This is a genomic window from Streptomyces poonensis (assembly GCF_014650915.1).
GTDB lineage: Bacteria > Actinomycetota > Actinomycetes > Streptomycetales > Streptomycetaceae > Streptomyces > Streptomyces poonensis.
Genome location: NZ_BMVW01000002.1, coordinates 655764 through 675268, shown reverse-complemented (window position 1 = coordinate 675268; position 19505 = coordinate 655764). Strand labels below are relative to the sequence as shown.

17 protein-coding genes and 6 pseudogenes are annotated in these 19505 nt (G+C 70.4%); 17 read left to right on the top strand and 6 right to left on the bottom strand.

The genetic code is table 11. The annotated features are described in order from the left end of the window. Positions 1–30 precede the first annotated feature (30 nt). On the top strand, positions 31–1233 hold the full coding sequence (gene aztD, locus IE242_RS09860; RefSeq protein WP_189857398.1) for a zinc metallochaperone AztD: 1203 nt from the start codon (positions 31–33) through the stop codon (positions 1231–1233). 195 nt (positions 1234–1428) lie between these two features. Here the strand turns inward: aztD and IE242_RS39130 are convergent. Together IE242_RS39130 and IE242_RS09850 are read right to left on the bottom strand one after the other, a co-directional pair. Then, positions 1429–1572, bottom strand: a pseudogene (locus IE242_RS39130) (30S ribosomal protein S18); the annotation flags it as partial. A gap of 57 nt (positions 1573–1629) precedes the next feature. Next, positions 1630–2001, bottom strand: a pseudogene (locus IE242_RS09850) (CobW C-terminal domain-containing protein); the annotation flags it as partial. A 1-nt stretch (position 2002) separates the two neighbouring features. Here IE242_RS09850 and IE242_RS37540 point away from each other — a divergent pair. Beyond that, positions 2003–2128 (top strand): annotated as a pseudogene (locus IE242_RS37540) (50S ribosomal protein L28); the annotation flags it as partial. 256 nt (positions 2129–2384) lie between these two features. Here IE242_RS37540 and IE242_RS37535 read toward each other — a convergent pair. The 4 genes from IE242_RS37535 to rpmF form a co-directional block, all read right to left on the bottom strand. After that, positions 2385–2714: a hypothetical protein gene (locus IE242_RS37535; RefSeq protein ID WP_229858589.1), complete on the bottom strand. Its 330-nt coding sequence runs from the start codon at positions 2712–2714 to the stop codon at positions 2385–2387. Positions 2715–2764: 50 nt separating this feature from the next. Beyond that, positions 2765–3049 (bottom strand): hypothetical protein, encoded by a 285-nt coding sequence (locus tag IE242_RS37530; RefSeq protein ID WP_229858580.1) that lies wholly within the window; start codon positions 3047–3049, stop codon positions 2765–2767. 74 nt (positions 3050–3123) lie between these two features. After that, positions 3124–4311 carry a GTP-binding protein gene (locus IE242_RS09840; RefSeq protein ID WP_189857396.1) on the bottom strand — a complete coding sequence of 396 codons (1188 nt, stop codon included), beginning with the start codon at positions 4309–4311 and terminating at the stop codon, positions 3124–3126. A 6-nt stretch (positions 4312–4317) separates the two neighbouring features. Next, the gene (gene rpmF / locus IE242_RS09835; RefSeq protein ID WP_189857394.1) at positions 4318–4488 is read right to left on the bottom strand and encodes a 50S ribosomal protein L32; all 171 of its coding nucleotides are present in this window, start codon (positions 4486–4488) and stop codon (positions 4318–4320) included. 743 nt (positions 4489–5231) lie between these two features. Between rpmF and IE242_RS09830 the strand changes: the two genes are divergently transcribed. The 15 genes and pseudogenes from IE242_RS09830 to kdpA all read left to right on the top strand — a co-directional run bounded on the left by IE242_RS09830 (position 5232) and on the right by kdpA (position 19479). Beyond that, positions 5232–5720, top strand: coding sequence for a hypothetical protein (locus tag IE242_RS09830; protein ID WP_189857392.1), 489 nt, complete (start codon positions 5232–5234; stop codon positions 5718–5720). A gap of 60 nt (positions 5721–5780) precedes the next feature. After that, positions 5781–5977, top strand: a pseudogene (locus tag IE242_RS39445) (IS630 family transposase); the annotation flags it as partial. A gap of 328 nt (positions 5978–6305) precedes the next feature. After that, positions 6306–7219: pseudogene (locus IE242_RS09825) on the top strand (ABC transporter ATP-binding protein); the annotation flags it as partial. After that, positions 7216–7959: an ATP-binding cassette domain-containing protein gene (locus tag IE242_RS38815; protein WP_189857390.1), complete on the top strand. Its 744-nt coding sequence runs from the start codon at positions 7216–7218 to the stop codon at positions 7957–7959. The pseudogene IE242_RS09825 and the gene IE242_RS38815, both read left to right, overlap by 4 nt. Before the next feature lie 103 nt (positions 7960–8062). Further along, complete coding sequence (locus tag IE242_RS09815) at positions 8063–9568, top strand: Y4yA family PLP-dependent enzyme (protein WP_229858578.1); 1506 nt, start codon at positions 8063–8065, stop codon at positions 9566–9568. Then, positions 9565–10902, top strand: a complete 1338-nt coding sequence (locus IE242_RS09810) for a pyridoxal-phosphate dependent enzyme (protein WP_189857388.1) — start codon at positions 9565–9567, stop codon at positions 10900–10902. Before IE242_RS09815 ends, IE242_RS09810 begins: the two co-directional genes overlap by 4 nt. A gap of 2 nt (positions 10903–10904) precedes the next feature. Further along, complete coding sequence (locus IE242_RS09805) at positions 10905–12113, top strand: aminotransferase class V-fold PLP-dependent enzyme (protein WP_189857386.1); 1209 nt, start codon at positions 10905–10907, stop codon at positions 12111–12113. A gap of 82 nt (positions 12114–12195) precedes the next feature. After that, positions 12196–12963 (top strand): class I SAM-dependent methyltransferase, encoded by a 768-nt coding sequence (locus IE242_RS09800; RefSeq protein WP_189857384.1) that lies wholly within the window; start codon positions 12196–12198, stop codon positions 12961–12963. Positions 12964–13972: 1009 nt separating this feature from the next. After that, positions 13973–14467: a putative leader peptide gene (locus IE242_RS39125; RefSeq protein WP_373299487.1), complete on the top strand. Its 495-nt coding sequence runs from the start codon at positions 13973–13975 to the stop codon at positions 14465–14467. A gap of 109 nt (positions 14468–14576) precedes the next feature. Further along, complete coding sequence (locus tag IE242_RS09790) at positions 14577–15788, top strand: LLM class flavin-dependent oxidoreductase (protein WP_189857382.1); 1212 nt, start codon at positions 14577–14579, stop codon at positions 15786–15788. Positions 15789–15809: 21 nt separating this feature from the next. After that, complete coding sequence (locus IE242_RS09785; protein ID WP_189857380.1) at positions 15810–17183, top strand: NtaA/DmoA family FMN-dependent monooxygenase; 1374 nt, start codon at positions 15810–15812, stop codon at positions 17181–17183. Continuing rightward, positions 17180–17337 (top strand): annotated as a pseudogene (locus tag IE242_RS09780) (LLM class flavin-dependent oxidoreductase); the annotation flags it as partial. The gene IE242_RS09785 and the pseudogene IE242_RS09780, both read left to right, overlap by 4 nt. A gap of 263 nt (positions 17338–17600) precedes the next feature. Then, positions 17601–17723, top strand: coding sequence for a hypothetical protein (locus IE242_RS38560; RefSeq protein ID WP_268249437.1), 123 nt, complete (start codon positions 17601–17603; stop codon positions 17721–17723). Further along, positions 17720–17809, top strand: coding sequence for a K(+)-transporting ATPase subunit F (kdpF, locus tag IE242_RS09775; RefSeq protein ID WP_037770757.1), 90 nt, complete (start codon positions 17720–17722; stop codon positions 17807–17809). The genes IE242_RS38560 and kdpF overlap by 4 nt, the downstream gene beginning before the upstream one ends. 8 nt (positions 17810–17817) lie before the next feature. Beyond that, positions 17818–19479 carry a potassium-transporting ATPase subunit KdpA gene (gene kdpA, locus IE242_RS09770; protein WP_189857378.1) on the top strand — a complete coding sequence of 554 codons (1662 nt, stop codon included), beginning with the start codon at positions 17818–17820 and terminating at the stop codon, positions 19477–19479. Positions 19480–19505 lie beyond the last annotated feature (26 nt).

The window sequence follows — 19505 nt, the reverse complement described above, 5'->3', positions numbered from 1 at the left end:
CTGTCGAGCGGCGCGGAAAGGAACACACCGATGAACAAGTCCATACGCAACAGAGCTCTCACGGGCACGGCACTCGCCCTGGCGGTGTCCACGGTTCTGACCGCCTGCGGAGGCGAGGACTCCTCCTCCGCCGACGCCAAGTCCGACGGCACCGCGAGCGCCACGCCCGCCGCGGCGGTCAAGGACCCGCTGGTCGCCACCTTCGACGGCGGCATGTACATCCTGGACGGCGAGAGCCTGAAGCCGGCCAAGACCATCGAGCTTCCCGGCTTCAACCGGGTCAACCCCGCGGGGGACGAGGACCACGTCGTCGTCTCCACCGACAGCGGCTTCCGTGTCCTGAACGCCACGGAGCAGATCCTCACCGACATCGAGTACAAGGGCGCCAAGCCCGGCCACGTCGTACGTCATGCGGGCAAGACCGTGCTCTTCACCGACGGCACCGGAGAGGTCAACGTCTTCGACCCCGCCGACCTGAGCAGCGGCAAGAAGCCGGAAGGACGCACTTACACCTCCGCCGAGGCACACCACGGTGTCGCCATCGAACTGGCCAACGGCGAACTCCTCAGCACCCTGGGCACCGAGGAGAAGCGCACCGGCGCGCTGGTGCTGGACGAGAACAACAAGGAGATCGCGCGCAACGAGAACTGCCCCGGCGTCCATGGTGAGGCGGCCGCCAAGAACGAGGCCATCGCCGTCGGCTGCGAGGACGGCATCCTGATCTACGAGGACGGCAAGTTCACCAAGATCGACGCCCCCGACGACTACGGCCGCATCGGCAACCAGGCCGGCAGCGACACCTCGCCCATCCTCCTGGGCGACTACAAGACCGACCCCGAGGCCGAGCTGGAGCGGCCCACCCGTATCTCCCTCATCGACACCGAGAAGAAGAAGCTGCGCCTGGTGGACCTGGGCACCAGCTACTCCTTCCGCTCACTGGCCCGCGGCCCGCACGGCGAGGCCCTGGTCCTCGGCACCGACGGCGCCATCCACGTCATCGACCAGAACACCGGAAAGGCCGAGAAGGAGATCCCCGCCGTGGGCGAGTGGCAGGAGCCGCTGGACTGGCAGCAGGCCCGGCCCACCCTCTTCGTCCGCGACCACACCGCGTACGTCTCCGAACCCAGCAAGAAGGCCCTGCACGCCATCGACCTGGAGACGGGGAAGAAGATCACCTCCGTCACCCTGCCGGAGAGCACCAACGAGCTGTCGGGCGTCGTCGCCGGACACTGACCCCACCTCCGTGCCCTCGCCGCCGCGGCCTTCCGGTCGCGGCGGCGAGGGCACACCGCCACGTACCGCTCGCGCGGCGCTGCCGGCGGCGGGAACGGTCCTCACCTCACGGCCCAGCAGCGGCAGCTCGCCGAAGCGATCAAGAACGCCCGCGAGATGGCGCTGCCCGCCAGACACCGAAGGCACGCGGGTGACCCGGCGGCTGCGGATTCTGCCGCGATCGGAGATGAAGCTCCGCGGCAGATCGGTGTCCTTGTAGCCGATGTAGGTGATCCCGGCTGCGTCCAGCGGGTTGGGGCGGGACTTCGGCGGCTTGCGGGGGCCTTGGCGGGGAGCCATGGGTGCTCCTTGCGTGATGGGTGGGCGGCCGGGCCGATGCGTGGTCCAGGTCTGGACGACCGGGTCGAGAAGGGGGCGAACGCGGTCGGCAGGCGCTTCCACACCTCGGGGTCCTGGGTACTCGGCATCGGTGAGCAGGCAGAGATGGAGGAGTCGTGCGAGCCCGTCGCGATCGAGTCCGGGCGAGGTGAACACGAGGTGCCGGCAGCGGTCGCCGCGCTCCGGGTGCCAGTCCAGTGCGGCTGTGGCCCGGCGCACGGGCGGGACCAGGTCCCAGGCGGCGTCGGGCAGGGAAGCCAGCCAGGGGCCGGCGTCCTCCACGCACAGGGCTCCGCCGGCGGTGTCCCAGGCGAGCAGGGTGTCGGGGCGGTCGGCGAGCCAGAACCGCCCGCGGCTCCGGGCGGCAGCGCAGCAGAGGTCCTCCGGCGCGTACTGGCTGCCGAGCGAGGGCCGGTATGTCCGGCTGACGCTCAGCGCGAAGGCGATCAGTACCGTCGACAGCATCGGCATCGAGGCCGCCGTGGCCCGCATTCGAGCCCGGGGAGGGAAGGCCTGACGGGCAAGAAGAGCAGAATCGCGCAGAACGAGAAGCGCAAGGCGATCCTCGAACGGGGGCGGAGTGCCGCGGGTCCGGGGCTGTCATGGTGTCGTCAGGGCAGGCGCAGGAGGTTGAGCCGGTACCCCTCGGCCCGAGGGAGCCGCTGCGCGGCCAGCACGGACAGCATCTCTCGGTAGGGGACCGGTAGTTCGTCGACCAGGGTGCGAGGAAGGCTCGTGAGGGTGTGCGACGCCAGTACGCGGACGCCCGGCCGTCAGGCGGCCGGCCCGGCCGGGTCGGGGCAGTACCAGTGCATACGGGCCGCGACCTTGCTGAGGGCGTCGTGCTGTTCCTGGGTGTCGAAGAAGCCGGGACCGGCGGTGTCGAGCGCCAGCAGCGAACCCTGGAAGCGGTCGGAGAGGAGGTCGAAGACTCGTCGGACATCGGGTTCGTGCAGATAGGGCAGTACGGCCTCCGCGACGAACAGGTACGGCCCGTCGGTCCGAGAGGCGACCTCGGCGGCCCATGCCTCGTCCGTCACCGAGGCCGCGATCATCGTCCGCCGCGCAGTGTCCGCGAAGAAGTTCCCGCGCAGGGTGATCACGTCGGGCAGGTCGAGGTCGAACCACCTGGCCCGGCCGTTGTCGAGGCGTTCTAGCGTGTGTTCAGTCCGGTGCCGATCTCGACCACGGTTCCGTCGGGATGTGCGGCCAGGAAGTCGGCCACCCACCGGTCGAAGAGCACGGTGCGCAACATCGCGCCGGTGAGGCTGGGAAGACCGTCGAAGCGCGCGAAGTCGTACTCGATCGCGGCGACGATCTCCTCGGCCCGGGCGTCGCGCAGTATGGGGAATTCCTTGCGGTTCTCCATCGCGCGTGCGTACAGCGGAATGAGGAGAGTCTCCTGGACCGTCCCCAGGTTCGGCTGCTCCCTGTCCATGGTGGCCTCCCTGACGCGGATCGTGTACCGGGCCGGACGGCGCCGTGGCTGCGACCACCGTCCGGCCCGGAGTCTCAGCGCCCCGTCATGGCGGTGAGGGGCTCGTGTTCGTGCGCGCAGACCTCGTCGAGGCCGTAGGTGTCCCAGGCGGGGAAAGGGTCGGAGCGGGGGTGCCGCTCGTCTTCCCTCATGAGGCAGTCGGTCAGGGCCGCCCGCAGAGACTCGGCGTTCAGGTCGGTGCCGATGAACACGAGTTCCTGGGCGAAAGGGCTGTCGACGTCACGCGCGGACGAGGGCTCGAAGCGTGCCACCGATCCGGCCTGGAACCACAGCCCCGTTATGTGAGGGCGACTGGCCAGCGTGAAGAAGCCCTTGGACCTGAGCACCTGTCCGTAGGCTCCGCTGTCGAGGGCCTCGGTCACGAACGTCCACAGTCGCCCGGGGTGGAAGGACGTTCCGGAGCGGAAGACGGTCGAGGAGATGCCGTACTCCTCCGTCTCGGGAACATGGTCACCATTGAGTTCCCTGACCCAGCCCGGGGCCTGCTGCGCTCGCTCCAGATCGAAGCGGCCGGTGCCCAGGACCTCGCCGACCGGTACACGGCCCCGCACGGCCGGCACCACGCGGGCGGCGGGGTTGAGCCGCGCCAAGGCGGATCGCAGCCGGCCGGCGGACGCGGCGTCTACGAGATCGAGCTTGTTGAGGACGATGACATCGGCGAACTCGATCTGGTCGATCAACAGGTCGCTGACCGTGCGTTCGTCGTCCTCGTACTGATCCAGGCCCCGTTCGGCCAACTCGTCACCTCCGGCCAGCTCGGGCAGGAAGTTGGCGGCGTCCACCACCGTGACCATCGTGTCCAGCCGGGCCAGTTCGCCGAGGGTGGCGCCGTCGTCACGGGCGAAGGAGAAGGTGGCGGCCACCGGCATGGGCTCGGAGATGCCGGAGGACTCGATGAGGAGGTAGTCGAAACGCCCCTCGCGCGCCAGCCGGTCCACCTCTTCCAGCAGATCGTCGCGCAGGGTGCAGCAGATGCATCCGTTGGTCATCTCGACCAGGCGTTCCTCGGTGCGCGACAGCGCTGCCTCGCCGCCGCGCACCAGGGCGGCGTCGATGTTGACCTCGCTCATGTCGTTGACGATGACAGCGACGCGCAGGCCCTCTCGGTTTCCGAGGACATGGTTGAGCAGGGTGGTCTTGCCGGCACCGAGGAACCCCGACAGAACAGTGACGGGAAGGCGCGCCGAGGGGACGTGGGTCATGCGGTGTCAGTCCTCGGGGTGGAGCAGGCCACGCTCGTACGCCTTGGCCAGCCGCTGGGGGACGCGGTACGGAACCCCGTCCACCGTGACCGTCACGAGCTGAGGCGTCGTCGCCTTCCATTGCGCGCGACGGTGCCGGGTGTTGCTGCGCGACATTTTGCGTTTGGGTACGGCCATGTGGACCTCCGGTGTGACGGTGAGCGAGGTAGACGGTACATGAAAATGGATGTCATTACGACCTGCTGGTGTTCCGAGCCCGTCCGAGGACGGGGCGAGGGGTCGTGCTTGAGGCCGCGGTGGGCTGCGGTGACCTGGGCGAACGCGAGGGGCAGGTGACGTGCCGGTCGCACGCCGTCGTGGTCGGCGAGCCGGTCGTCACCGGGGAAAGGGCGGTTCCTGCCTTGAAGCTGCTCAGGCCGTCCGAGAAGCGGCTGGCGCTCGGGTGCTCCATGCCTGACGCATCGCCGGTCGCTGAGATCGTGGGCGTGATGTCGTCGGGGGCAGACGGCCGATGAGGGCTGCGGTATGCCCGAACCATGAGGTATCCGCGGCGGTGGCCTGACTGCTGAGCGGCGGGCCTTCCGCGAGAGGCTGCGCCTGGAGGCGGGGGAGTTGTTCGCGGCCGGGCGGGACAACGCGCTGGTGGCCGAGCAGTTGCGGGTCAGTGTGCCCTCGGTGCAGCGCCGGCGCCGTGCCTGGCCGGGCGGTGGACCGCCGACCTTGCACTCCAAGGGCTCGGCCGCCCGGACCAAGCTCAGTGAGGACCTGGTCGCGGTGCCGGCACGGGAATCGGCCCGGGAGCCCGGTCGCGCACGGCCGGCCGGACCGGACCTGGATCCCGGAGCGCATCAAGACACTGGTTGGGTGCCGGTTCCACAGGAGCATGCGGCCCGGCGTGTCTCGGAGGGCAAGATGGCCGGGTGGCTTATCTGCTGTGGGACGACCAGGTCGCGTGGCTGCTCGATCCAGCCGATGGGGGCTGCCTCCCCGACGTGTTCGTCGAGGAGACGACAGCGGCGGACTGGCAGGTCGTGCTCGACCTGATCGAGGAAGAGGGCTGGGTCTCCGAGTACGCCGAGGGCGACGCGGTGCTGCCGCTGCCCCGAGCCGAGGCCGTGCTGTCCCGCCCGGCCGGCGCCGAGTGCCCGAGCCTGAGAGTGTGGCCGTATCCCGGAGTCTGTGCGATCTTCCGCTTCCTCGGGGACGAGCAGATCGATTTCGACGTTGACCTCCGGGAACTCCAGGGACAGGAGCGGCTGGATGTCCTGTGCGGGTTCCTCACGGTGATGGGGCGACGGCTGGGCAAGTCGGTCCTGCTTTTCCCCGAGGGCGGCGGTACGGAGCCGCTGCTCGGGTTCGACATCGCCGCCGACCGGGTCAGGGTGATGTGGACACAGCCGGACAAGTGAGCCGGAAGCCAGAGGGGCGGACCGTTTCCTCCTGAGTCACCGGATGGCCAAGCGCGGGCACGCGGGCACAGCCCGGTCGTCCGGATGCGGGGGCGGTCCCAGCGGCGCTTCTCCCTTGCCGCTCTGGCCTGCTACAGGTTCCCCGGCCCGAGCGGCACGTCGACCATGAGCGGAGTGGCCGGCGCAGCCTGAACTGGGCCGACTACCGCGACCTGCTGACCGCCGCCCACCACCAGCTCGACGCACCGCTCGTGCTGGGCGCCGTCATCGCCGGATGCCCCGCAGCCACCGGACTCACACTCCGCTCAGTCCATGGGTGATGAGCGAGCCGAGACGCCGCCGGTGGAAAGTGGTGATCCGCCGCCGGCGTCGGTGCCCTGGTCGGTCAGGGGCACATCCGCGGAGGTCTTGATGGTGTCGAAGTCCAGCCCGCGGGCGGGAAGCCACCTTCGTCCCAGCTCTGTCAGGAGCATCGCCAGTGAGATACCGGGGCGCCCGAGTGCCTCGCTGTATTGCTGCAGGACGTCGTTCTCACGGGCGAGTTCGATCGTCGGCCCTCCGGCGGCTCGACGCTGAGCGGTCAGGCGTGTGCAGCGCAAGGCCGTGGCCGCCGCCGGACGCATCACCGCGCTGCTGGACGTCCCCGAACTCCCCGTCACCGACCGGCCGCAGAAGCCGAACGGCAACGACGTCGTGCTCGACGGGGTCGTCTTCGGCTACGACCCCGGCCGGCCCGTGCTCCACGGCGTCGACCTGACCTGCCGGGCCGGGAGCGTCACCGCCCTGGTCGGCGGGTCCGGCGCGGGCAAGTCCACCCTCGCCGCTCTCGTGCCCAGGTTCCACGACGGGGACGCCGCCGTGGTCCGTATCGGCGGCGTCGACGTCCGCGACATCGCACCCGGGGAGCTGTACCGGCACGTCGGATTCGTGTTCCAGGACGTGCAGCTGCTGCACGGCACGGTCGCCGACAACCTGCGCCTGGGCCGTCCCGACGCCACCGACGACGAGCTCGTCGCCGCCGCGACCGCCGCCGCATCCACGAGCGCATCACGCGACTGCCGCGCGGCTACGACTCGGTCGTCGACGAGGACGCCCGGTTCTCCGGCGGCGAAGCGCAGCGCCTGACCATCGCCCGCGCCCTGCTCGCCGACGCACCCGTCCTCGTCCTCGACGAGGCCACCGCCTTCGCCGACCCGGAGTCCGAGGCGGAGATCCAGGACGCCCTGTCCACCCTGGTGCGGGGCCGGACCGTTCTCGTGGTCGCCCACCGCCTGTCCACCATCACCGGCGCCGGCGACATCGTCGTCCTCGACGCGGGCCGGGTCCTCGAACAGGGCACCCACACCGAACTGCTCGCCACCGAGGGCCGCTACGCCCGCATGTGGGCGGCCCACCGCCCCGCAGACACGCCGGACTCCGAGCGCACCGAGCCGACCGAGCCGACCGAGCCGACCGAGCCGACCGAGCCGACCGAGCCGAACGAGGAGACCGCTCGATGATCCGCCACCTGGCCACCGTCCTGGGGCCCGGCCACCGGGGCGCCCTGTGCCGCTACTGCGCCTGGCTGGTCGCCTACGCGGTCCTCGAAGGCATCGCCGTGGCCTTCCTCGTCCCCGTGCTGCGCTCGGTCTTCGACGGCGACACCGCCGGGGCCCTGCGGCACCTCGAGGTCCTCGTCGTGGCCACCTGCGTGGCCCGCTACCAGCAGGCCATGCGGGGCTTCGGACTGGCCGTCGCCACCCTCACCACGCTGCACGACCGGCTCGGCGACCACCTGGTCCGGCTGCCGCTGGGCTGGTTCTCCTCCGAGAAGGTCGGCCGTGTCGCGCGCTCCGCCACCACCGGCACCTTCACGGTCACCAACGTCTTCGCCCACCGGCTCACCCCCGTCGTCATCGGTGTCGTCACCCCCGCCACCGTGGTCCTCGCCATCCCGCCGCGCACCATGACCGCGGTGGTCGGCGCGTCCGGTGCCGGCAAGACCACCTTGGTCCGGCTCATCGCCCGTTTATTCGACGTGGACGCCGGATCGGTCCGCGTCGGCGGCACCGACGTGCGCGAGATGCCCGTGGACATGGAACCAGGACCAGGACACGTACTTCCCCACCCCGGACGAGGTGTACGCCGGACTCGCCCTGCCGTCCTTCGGCTGGACCGTCGAACGAGCCGACACGCCGCGACGCGAGGCGACTGGGCCAGGCGGACAGGTCGCTACGGTCACCGACCACGTCCTTCGTGAAGCACCAGCTTGCGCTTAGCAGCGCGTGTAGCTGGAAACGACTACTCCGGAGCGGTCGTCGTGACGACGGATCGACGGCCGGCTGACGTGGGGAGGGTACTTCGTGAAGGACGCGCCCTTGTATCTGAGGCCGCGGGTGGATCCGCCGCTGGCCTCGCTGCTGGGGGACGTGCCGTTCCTGCACTCGCTGGTCGACGTACTGGGCTCGCCGCTCAATGTGCTGCTTCCGGAGGTCGTCGCCGAGAACGCCGAACGTTTCCGGTCCGTCTACCGCCGCCATCACCTCGTCGGCCGGGTGTACTTCGCGCACAAGGCGAATCGTTCCAGTGCCCTGGTGCGGAGGCTGGCCGCCTGTGACCCTGCTGGCGTCGGCATCGACGTGGCCTCTCTGGAGGAGCTACGGCATGCGCTGAGCTGTGGGTTCACGGGGGACCGGGTGATGGCCACCGGTCCCAAGGACCGGGAGTTCCTGTGGCTGGCGGCCCGGGTGGGGGCGACGGTCAACCTGGACTCGGTCGGCGAGCTGGAGCTACTGGCGCAGCTCGTCCGGACGTACGGACTGGGCAGGGTGGACGTGCTGGCGCGTCTGTCGGGGTTCGAGTCGGACACCGGGCACGGCGGTGCCGGCACGCGGGTGCTGTCGCGCCGCAGCCGCTTCGGTACGCCTCTCGCCGAGGCCGATGAGCTGTGGGCGGCGCTGGAGCGGCATCAGGACGCCGTCGCACTGACCGGTCTGGCGTACCACCTGGACACCACCGGGCTGGAGGAGAAGGCCCGGGCGCTGGAGCGGTGCGTGCTGGCGATGGACGAGTGCCGGGCGCGGGGTCTGGCGCCGCGCGTCGTCGACATCGGCGGGGGGTTCGGAGTCGGTTACGTCGCCGAGGCGGGCGAGTGGGAGCGGTGGACCACCGCGCTGAGCGAAGCGGTGCTCGGCGCGCGGCCGTCCCTGACGTGGCGCGGTCACGGCTACGGGCTGCGCAACGAGGGCGGCACGGTACGCGGCGCGGCGGCCCTGTACCCCGCCCACCGGCCCGTCGCCGGCCCCGGCTACCTCGACCAACTGCTCTCGCGTACCGCCCCGGTCCTGGGCCGGCCGCCCGCCACGCTCCTGCTGGAGCACCTGAACGATCTGTACGTCGAACCGGGGCGCGCCCTCGTCGACCAGTGCGGACTGTCACTGGCCCGCGTACTGGACGTGCGGCCCATGGACGGCGACCCCACCCGGCACCTGGTGCGCCTCGGCATGAACGCCGGGGACGTGAGTCTGGAGGAGCACGGGGTCCTCGTCGACCCCGTGCTGCTGCCCCGCGGTGACTCCCGGGACGCGGCGCCGGACGACGGACCGGTCGGGGTCCATCTCGTCGGCAACCTCTGTCTGGAGGCCGACCTGATCACCCGGCGGCTGGTCTTCCTGCCCCGCCTGCCCCGCGCCGGGGACCTGCTGGCCTTCGTCAACACCGCCGGCTACGTCTCGGACTTCCATGCCCACCACGCGCAGCGGCAGCCCGTCGCCCGGACCGTGGCGGTCACGGAGGAGGGCGGTGCCCGGCACTGGTGCCTGGACGAGGACTACTGGCCGCTCACACACCCGCAGGGAGTGCCGTCTTGAGATACGACAGCATCACCGAGGCCATCGGCAACACACCGCTGGTCCGCATCGATCCGTCCGTGCACGGACTGGGCAACATCGACCTGTACGCCAAGCTGGAGATGCTCAACCCGTTCGGGTCCGTCAAGGACCGGCCCGCCTGGCACATGGCCCGCCCGCACCTGGAGGAGGCGGCCGGCGGTGACGGCACGGTCGTGGAACTCTCCAGCGGCAACACGGCCAAGGCCCTCGCCCTGCTGGCCGGCCTGCACGGGCTGAAGTTCAAGAGCGTCACCAACCGGATGCGCGTCCCCGAGATCAAGGAACTGCTGCTGCTCCTCGGGGCGGAGATCGAGGAACTCCCGGGGCAGAGCGAGTGCCTCGACCCGACGGACACCGACGATCCGCTCACCCGCTTCCACCAGGCCCTCTCGGAGCCCGGAAGCAGGTATCTGCACACCGACCAGTACTTCAACCCCCGCAACGTCGAGGCACACGCGGCCGGGACCGGGCCGGAGATCGTCAAGGACCTGGACGGGCAGGCACCGGACTGGTTCATCGCCTGCGTCGGCACGGCCGGCTCCTCCACCGGTGTCGCCCAGGTGCTGCGCGAGCACGATCCGCAGGTCCGGGTGCTCGGGCTGGTCGCCGACAAGTCCGACTTCATCCCCGGCATCCGCACCATCGACGAGGTGCACCAGGTCGGTCTGTTCGACCCGGCCACGTACGACTCCCTCGCGTCGGTCACCTCCCAGGAGGCCATCGACGGAATGGTCACCCTCATCCGCCGCTGCGGGCTGCTGTCGGGCCCGACCGGCGGTGCCGCCTATCAGGGAGCGGTCCGGCACCTGGCGTCCGTCGACGCCGGGCTGGCGGGCACCGGCCGTCGCCAGAGCGCCGTCTTCATCGTGTGCGACCGTGCCGAGAGCTACCTGAGCTATGTGCGTCAGCGCCGACCGGAGCTGCTGGGCAGAGCACGGCGCGGGCCCTCGGTGTCGTCGCTCACCGACAGCGAGATACGTGCCGAGGCCCGGGTCATCGGCGTCGAGGACGCCCGGCGCTGGACGGCGGAGGGCGATCCCCGTCCTCTGGTGGTCGACCTGCGCGGCCCGCACGCCTACGCCGCCCTGCACATCGAGGGCTCGGTCAACATCGTCGACGAGATGTTCGAGGAACTGGTGCGGACCGGGCTGCCGTTCAGCAGGCGGACACCGGTGCTGCTGGCCTGTCCGGTGGGGGAGAAGTCGCTGCGCTACGCCGCGCTGCTGACCCGCATGGGGCACCCGGACGTGCGCAGCCTGGCGGGTGGCATCGTCGCCTGGCGGGACGCGGGCGCACCGCTGACGAGGGAGTGACCGTGCACGGCACGACCCATGACGGAGACGGGCCCTGGCAGCAGAAGCTGAGGGCGCAGTTCCCGATCATCACGGCGCATCCGGAGCTGGCGTACCTGGACAGTGCGGCGACCTCGCAGAAGCCACAGGCCGTCCTGGACGCCGTACAGACCTACCTGACGACGTCGAACGCCAACGCGGGCCGCGGCACCTATCCCTGGGCCAACCGGACCACGGAATTGATCGAACGGGCCCGTGAGCGGGTCAAGGAGTTCCTCGGCGACCGGGAACCGGACCGCTCCACCGTCCACTTCACCAGCGGAACCACCGAGGGCCTGCGCACCGTCGCCCGCGACTGGCTCGTGGAGCACCTCACCGACGGCGACGAGATCCTGGTCCCGTTCGCCGACCACCGGGCCAACCTCGAACCCTGGCTCGAAGCCCGGCGCCTGCTCGCGGAGCGCGGCACCGAGGTGCGCGTCCGCGCCCTGCCGTACCAGGAGGTGTCCGGCGACTACGACCACCGTGCCCTCGCCGACGCCGTCGGCCCCCGCACCCGCTTCGTCGCCGCCACCCATGTCCACCATGTCTACGGCGGGGACATGAACGTCCACCGCCTCCGCGCCGCCGTGGGCCCTGACGTCCCCATCTGCCTGGACGCCGCGCAGAGTGTCGGCCATCTTCCCGTCAAGGTCGGCGATCCGGCGCTCGACGTGGACTTCGTCGTCTTCTCCGGGCACAAGGCACTGGCCCTGCCCGGCACCGGCGCGGTCTGGGCGCGCAACACCCGCGGACCCGCCCTGGTGCCCTCCGGCTGGCAGGGCACCCCCAACACCGTGGGCGTCGTGTCGTTGCTGGCCGCCCTCGACTGGCTGGACGCGGTCGGCGTCGACCGCGTCGCGGCCCACGTCACCCGTCTGGCCACCCGCCTGACCGACCGGCTGCGCGGCCTGGACGCCTACGAGGTCCTCGGCTGCCCCGCCAGTCTGGCCGCCGACTCCGCGCTGCCCGCGGCCCAGCGACGGCACGGCATCGTCACCTTCCGGCACCGCGGCATCCCGTCCGACGACCTCGGGTTCGTCCTCTTCAGCCACGGCTTCATGGTCCGGGCCGACAGCCTCTGCCAGGCGGGCGCGGACGACAAGGCCGGATCCGTACGGGTGAGCCTGCACGTCTACAACACCGACGAGGAGATCGACCGCCTGCTGACCGTTCTCGCCTCCCTGGCGTGAATGGTTATTGATAATCGTTTCCACCTGTAGATTGCGCAGCAGGTGCCGACAGGTGAGAGACGAAAAGAGGTGGCGCAACCGGATGGGCGTGAGCATGGATGCGGCCAGGACGTGGGTGGAGCGCTGGGAGCGGCAGCAGCAGCGGTACGCGGTGGACCGCGAGGAACGTTTCACAGTGATCTCGGACGTCGTGGAGCACGTCTGCGCCGGCCGTACCCGGCCGCTCCTGCTGGACCTGGGCTGCGGACCCGGTTCCCTGTCCGCCCGGCTCGCCCGCCGCCTGCCGGACGCGGAGATCGTCGCGGTCGACATGGACCCCGTACTGCTGGAGCTGGGGCGCACCCACCACGCGGACGCCGCCCGCTATGTGCACGCGGTGATAGGCGAGGACGGCTGGGCCGATGCCCTGGAGCTGCCCCGCAGCCTGGACGTCGCCGTCTCGACGACGGCGCTGCACTACCTCCCCGCCCGCGACCTGCTGGAGACCTACCGCTCCCTCGCGGCTCTGCTCCGCCCCGGCGGGGCGCTGGTCAACGGGGACCACTTCCCTCCGGACATGCGGTCCTGCTCGGACCTGACCGCCCATGTGGGACGCCGCCGGGCCGAGCGGGCGGGAGGTCACGGCAGCGAGGACTGGGAGTCCTGGTGGCGGGCGGCGGCCGCGGACCCCGAGCTGGCCGACCTGTTCGAGCAGCGGGAGCGAAGCCGTCCGTCGTCCGGTGGCGGGGGCGGCAACCGGCACCTCCCCGTGTGCCGCCACGCCGAACTGCTGCGCCAGGCGGGATTCAGCCGCGTCACGCCGGTGTGGCAGGTGGGGGACAGCTGTGTGCTCGTGGCGTTGAAGGACTGACGGGCTCTCGGTCCTGTGCCGGTCCCTGTCCCAAGTCGGGCCAGCACAGGTCGCCCGTAGGGCAGTACCAGATACCCAGGTTCCGCTGTACAGCGCACGCCTCCATCTCCGCGTCCAGCTCTGACGGCACACGGCCGATCAGGCGGATCCCCTCGCAGGTGACCTGGGGACCACGCAGCCCATCGATGAGTACGCAGGTCAAGCCCACACCTTCGATGAAGTAGCACCTCACGGCAGGTCGATGCTTGTCCGACTCAGCCCTCCGGAACTCGACCCGCCACTGGGCGCGCTGCGGGTTCCAGCGCTCGATCTCACGCTCTCGGCAGCGAAGCCATGCCCGGCCATGAGCGTGACCGCTTCATGTCGATCGACCCCGAAGGGCAGCGGTCCAACCGTCTGCCGGGGAACGTACCCCCACTGCTCCCGCTCTGAGTCCGCGAGCACTGCCCAGTAGTCCGTGTTCACCGCCTCATGATCGTTCACACGCCGCCGGCGACACAATGCGACCGAATCACCCGGAGGAAGCACCCTGCTCCGGGCCCCTGCTTAACCCCTTCTCTCGGCCAATCAAGACATCGTCTCAATGCTGACCGCAATGACGGTCCGTCAGATCTGTCGTTGTGGGGCAGTGGCGGGGCGGGGACTCTGTCGTGGGGTTCAGGACGAGATCGCTCGAAGCTCTCGGAGACCTGATCTGTGGGAACCTCGGCTCCGAGGGTCCCGGCAGCTCACCGGAGCGCGGTTCGGCCAGCATCGCCTCAAGAACTCCTGCCGCCCAACGGTGCCGTGTCGAGCCGTCTTGCATGACGGCCCTGCTCAGCCCCCGGAGACCGCCGCTTCGGTGCAGATCTCGGCGGACATGGTGCATCAGCGCTCCGAGAGCCCGCCGCCCGTCGGCTTCTGAGCCCCTTCCCCGTCGGCCGACCCGACCGGAGCCGGACAGGCCCCGCAGGATTTCATGCAGCTGCAATGATCTGTTCCTGAACTGCCTGTTAGACATGGTGGGGTGATGCCCTCAGCGTCGGCCGACCCGAGCCCACACCCCCTGGACGACGCGGTGTGGGCCGCACTGGCCGGCCCGCACGCCCTCCCCCACAGCCCTGAAGGCGCGGGAGGTGCTCCCACCGCGGAACGGGTGGGCCGAGCCGCCCGGGGACTGGCCGCCCGGCTGGTGCGCGCGGTCGCCACGGGCATCCGGCACGGCGGGGCCACTCCGCCGCACGCCTGGGCGGCCGGCACTCGGGCGATCCGGCCGTACGGGTCGATCGGCTTCACCCTGCGCCGCCGGACGAGGATCCTCCAGGTACGCGACGCCAGGAACACACCGCGGAGCCGGGGCGTTGTGACGCACGACGGAATGTGCACCACGGCGCGGCGGACGGGGGTGCGGCACATGCGACACCTGCCCCACCCACGTGTCCTGAACCCGCGCCGCGTCGTCCGCCTCCACTCCCGGCCGCACATAGATCTCCAGCGCGTGGCCGGCGCGCTCTGTCGCCCCTGACCTTCCCAGCCGTCGGCGGGGACCCCGTCCCGCTGCGCTCGTCACCGCCGTGCCCTTCCCTGCGCGAGGGGCGGCGATCTCGTCACGACTTCCAGGAAGGCACCCACTCGTGTCCTCAACACCCTCTTCTTCCCTGCATCTCGCCGTCGCCCTGGACGGCACCGGCTGGCATCCGGCCTCCTGGCGTGAACCGGTGGCCCGTCCCCGGGACCTGTTCACGGCCGCCTACTGGGCCGACCTGGCCGCCGAGGCCGAGCGCGGCCTGCTCGACTTCGTGACCATCGAGGACGGACTCGGCCCGCAGTCCTCCCACTTCCTGGACCCGGACGAACGCACCGACCAGGTGCGCGGCCGTCTGGACGCCGTCCTGATCGCGGCCCGCATCGCCCCGCTGTCCCGGCACATAGGCCTGGTCCCGACCACGGTGGTCACCCACACGGAGCCCTTCCACATCTCCAAGGCGATCGCCACCCTCGACTACGTCAGCACCGGCCGGGCGGGCCTCAGGGTGCAGGTCACCGCCCGCCCGAACGAGAGCGCGCACTTCGGCCGCCGTACCGTCCCGCGCATCGACGCCTACGACAGCCCGGCCGCCCAGGAGGTGGTGACCGACCTCTTCGACGAGGCCGCCGACTACGTCGAGGTCGTGCGCCGGCTGTGGGACAGCTGGGAGGACGACGCGGAGATCCGGGACGTCGCCACCGGCCGCTTCGTCGACCGGGACAAGCTGCACCACATCGAGTTCCAGGGCAGGCACTTCAGCGTCAAGGGCCCCTCCATCACGCCCCGCCCGCCGCAGGGCCGGCCACCGGTCAGCGCCCTCGCCCACGACACCGTGCCGTACCGCCTGGTGGCCCGTGCGGCCGACGTCGGCTACGTCACCCCGCACGACGCCGACCAGGCCCGCGCGATCGTCGCGGAGATCCGCGCCGAGCAGAAGGCAGCCGGGCGCGCCGACGAACTCCTGCACGTCTTCGGTGATCTGGTGGTCTTCCTCGACGACGACCCGGCCGAGGCCGCCGCCCGCAGTGACCGTCTCGACGCCCTCGCGGGAGAGCCGTACACCAGCGACGCCCGCGTCTTCACCGGTACCCCGGCCCAACTGGCCGATCTGCTCGGCGAGTGGCAGGCCGCCGGGCTCACCGGCTTCCGGCTGCGTCCCGCCGTCCTCGGCCACGACCTCCCGGCGATCACCCGCGGGCTGGTCCCCGAACTCCAGCGCCGAAGTGCCTTCCGCCGCGCCTACGAGGCCGACACCCTGCGCGGCCTGCTGGGCCTGCCCCGCCCCGCCAACCGCTACGCAGCCGCAGCCACCGCCTGAGCCGGAAGGACGCCCACGACCATGACCAAGCCGCTGAAGCAGATCCACCTGGCCGCCCACTTCCCCGGCGTCAACAACACCACCGTGTGGAGCGACCCACGGGCCGGCAGCCACATCGAGTTCAGCTCCTTCGCGCACTTCGCCCGGACAGCGGAACGCGCCAGGTTCGACTTCCTGTTCCTCGCCGAGGGACTCAGGCTCAGGGAACAGGGCGGGAAGATCTACGACTTGGACGTCGTGGGCCGACCCGACACCTTCACCGTCCTCGCCGCGCTCGCTGCCGTGACCGAGCACCTCGGCCTGACCGGCACCATCAACTCCACCTTCAACGAGCCCTACGAGGTGGCCCGCCAGTTCGCCAGCCTGGATCACCTCTCCGGCGGCCGCTCCGCCTGGAACGTGGTCACCTCCTGGGACGCCTTCACCGGTGAGAACTTCCGCCGCGGCGGGTTCCTGCCGCAGGAGGAGCGCTACTCCCGCGCCAAGGAGTTCCTGGCCACGGCGAACGAACTCTTCGACTCCTGGCGCGGCGACGAGATCCTCGCCGACCAGGAGACCGGCACCTTCCTGCGGGACGCGAAGGCGGGCGCCTTCGTCCACACCGGGCAGCACTTCGACATCCACGGGCAGTTCAACGTGCCGCGCTCCCCGCAGGGCCGTCCGGTGATCTTCCAGGCCGGCGACTCCGACGAGGGCCGCGAGTTCGCCGCGTCGAGCGCGGACGCGATCTTCAGCCGGTACGCCACCCTGAAGGAGGGCCAGGCCTTCTACACGGACGTCAAGAGCCGCCTCGCCACGTACGGCCGCCGCCCCGACCAGCTGCTCATCCTGCCCGCCGCCACCTTCACGCTCGCCGACACCGACGCCGAGGCGGAGGAGCTGGCCAAGGTGGTGCGCCGCCAGCAGGTCAGCGGCGCCACCGCCATCAAGCACCTGGAACTCGTCTGGAACCGGGACCTGTCCTCCTACGACCCGGACGGGCCGCTCCCCGACATCGACCCGGACGTCAGCGACCGGCACATCTCCCAGGGCCGCGCCCAGGTCCGCATGTACCGCGACCCGCTGGCCACCGCCCGGGAGTGGCGCGAGCTCGCCGCCGCGAACAACTGGTCGATCCGCGACCTGGTCATCGAGACGGGCAACCGGCAGAACTTCATCGGTTCGGCGGAGACGATCGCCCGCACCATCAACGAGTACGTGCAGGCCGACGCCAGTGACGGCTTCATCCTCGTCCCGCACATCACGCCCACCGGCTTCGACGCCTTCGCCGACAAGGTCGTCCCGCTCCTCCAGGAACGGGGTGTGTTCCGCGCGGAGTACGAGGGCCCGACCCTGCGCCACCACCTCGGCCTCGCGCACCCGGACGACGTCCGCGACGAGCGGGCGGCGTCGTGAAGTTCCTCGCGATCTTCTGACCGTGCACCGCCCGGATCCGCTCACGGGCCTTCGGAAGCCGACCGACGACCGTTTCCGCGAGGTCCTCTACAACACCCTGCTCGCCGAGGAGCTGGGCTTCGACGGCTTCGGCGTGGGGGAGCGGCACGAGCGGCGCTGCCGCAGAACCAGCGGGGCCCGGTCGTCGCGCACGCGGTACGGCGGGAGACGGACGCGGTGATCTGCCGGCTCCGCTTCCGGTTGCTGTGAGCCGGGTCCCCGACCGGCGCGATGGCGTACTCGCCGGTAGGGGCCGGGGCCGTAAGGATCCCGTCAAGGCCGTGGGCGCCCCGTCAGGGCGCCGTCAAAGCCGTGGGCGCCGCCGTATGGGAGCCGTCAACGGGCGGTCTGTTCCGGCCACGGAGGCGCTTTCCTTCAATGGTCCGTCTCCACCGAACCTCAATTGAGGAGTTCGCGATGGCCGATCTGGCCTTCGTCGTCACCGTGCTCGCGGGTTTCGCGCTGGTGGCTCTTGTCGCCAAGGGGGTGACGAAGCTGTGACCGTCGAGAACGTCGTCGGCCTGGTCGTTGCCGTCGCCCTGCTGGGTTATCTCGTCCTCGCCCTGATCTTCCCGGAGAGGTTCTGAGATACACCATGGGTCCCGTAACCGCCGGCGTGCTCCAGCTGCTCGCCCTCATCGGCGCGCTGGCGCTTGTGCACATCCCGCTCGGCAACCACATGGCCAGGGTCTACTCCTCGACGAAGCACCTGCGCGTCGAGAAGTGGATCTACAAGGGCATCGGTGCCAACCCCGACGCCGAGATGACCTGGCCCGCGTACCTGCGCGGCGTCCTCGCCTTCTCGGCCGTCGGTGTCCTCTTCCTCTACCTGCTGCAGCGGCTCCAGGGACTCCTGCCCGGCTCGCTGGGCTTCGCCGCGATCGACCCGGACCAGGCGTTCAACACCGCCGTGTCCTTCGTGACCAACACCAACTGGCAGTCGTACTACGGCGAGCAGGCCATGGGCCACGTCGTGCAGACCGCCGGCCTGGCCGTGCAGAACTTCGTGTCGGCCGCGGTGGGCATGGCCGTCGCGGTGGCGTTGGTGCGCGGGTTCGCGCGCTCGCGCAGCGGTGAGCTCGGCAACTTCTGGTCGGACCTGGTGCGCGGGGTCACGCGCATTCTGGTGCCGCTGGCGTTCGTCGCCGCAGTGGTGCTGGTCGCCTGCGGGGTGATTCAGAACTTCTCCGGTATTCACGAGGTCGGTCAGTTCATGGGCGGCTCCCAGCAGTGGAACGGCGGCGCGGTCGCCTCGCAGGAGGCCATCAAGGAGCTGGGCACCAACGGCGGCGGCTACTTCAACGCCAACTCCGCCCACCCCTTCGAGAACCCAACCCCGTTCACGAACCTCTTCGAGATCTTCCTGATCCTCGTCATCCCGTTCTCGATCACCCGCACCTTCGGCGTCATGGTCGGCTCGGTGAAGCAGGGGTACGCCATCCTCGCCACCATGGCCACCATCTGGGTCGGCTTCGTCGCCCTGATGATGTGGACCGAGTTCAGCCACCACGGTCCGGCGTTCGACATCGCGGGCGGGGCGATGGAGGGCAAGGAGGTCCGCTTCGGCATCGGAGGCTCGTCGATCTTCGCGACGTCGACCACGCTGACCTCCACCGGCGCGGTGAACTCCTTCCACTCGTCCTTCACCGGCCTCGGCGGCGGCATCACCCTGCTCGGCATGATGCTGGGCGAGATCGCGCCCGGCGGTGTCGGCTCCGGCCTCTACGGCATGCTGATCATGGCGGTCATCGCGGTGTTCATCGCCGGTCTGATGGTCGGCCGCACCCCCGAGTACCTGGGCAAGAAGATCGGCACCCGGGAGATCAAGCTCGCCGCCTGCTACATCCTGGTCACCCCCGCGCTCGTGCTGACCCTCACCGCCTGCGCCATGGCGCTGCCGACCCCGGCGAACTCGATGACCAACAGCGGCGCGCACGGCTTCTCCGAGATCCTGTACGCCTACACGTCCGCCGCGAACAACAACGGTTCGGCCTTCGCCGGCCTGAACGCGGACACCCAGTGGTTCAACACCACGCTCGGCATCGCCATGCTGCTGGGCCGGTTCGTGCCGATGGTGTTCGTGCTGGCGCTCGCGGGCTCGCTCGCCGGGCAGCGGCCGGTCCCGGTCACCGCGGGCACCCTGCGCACGGAGAAGCCGTTGTTCACCGGCCTGCTGGTGGGCGCGATCCTGATCATCACCGGTCTGACGTACTTCCCGGCCCTGGCGCTGGGCCCGCTCGCCGAGGGACTGGCGTGATGACCATCCGTACAGAGTCCCGCACA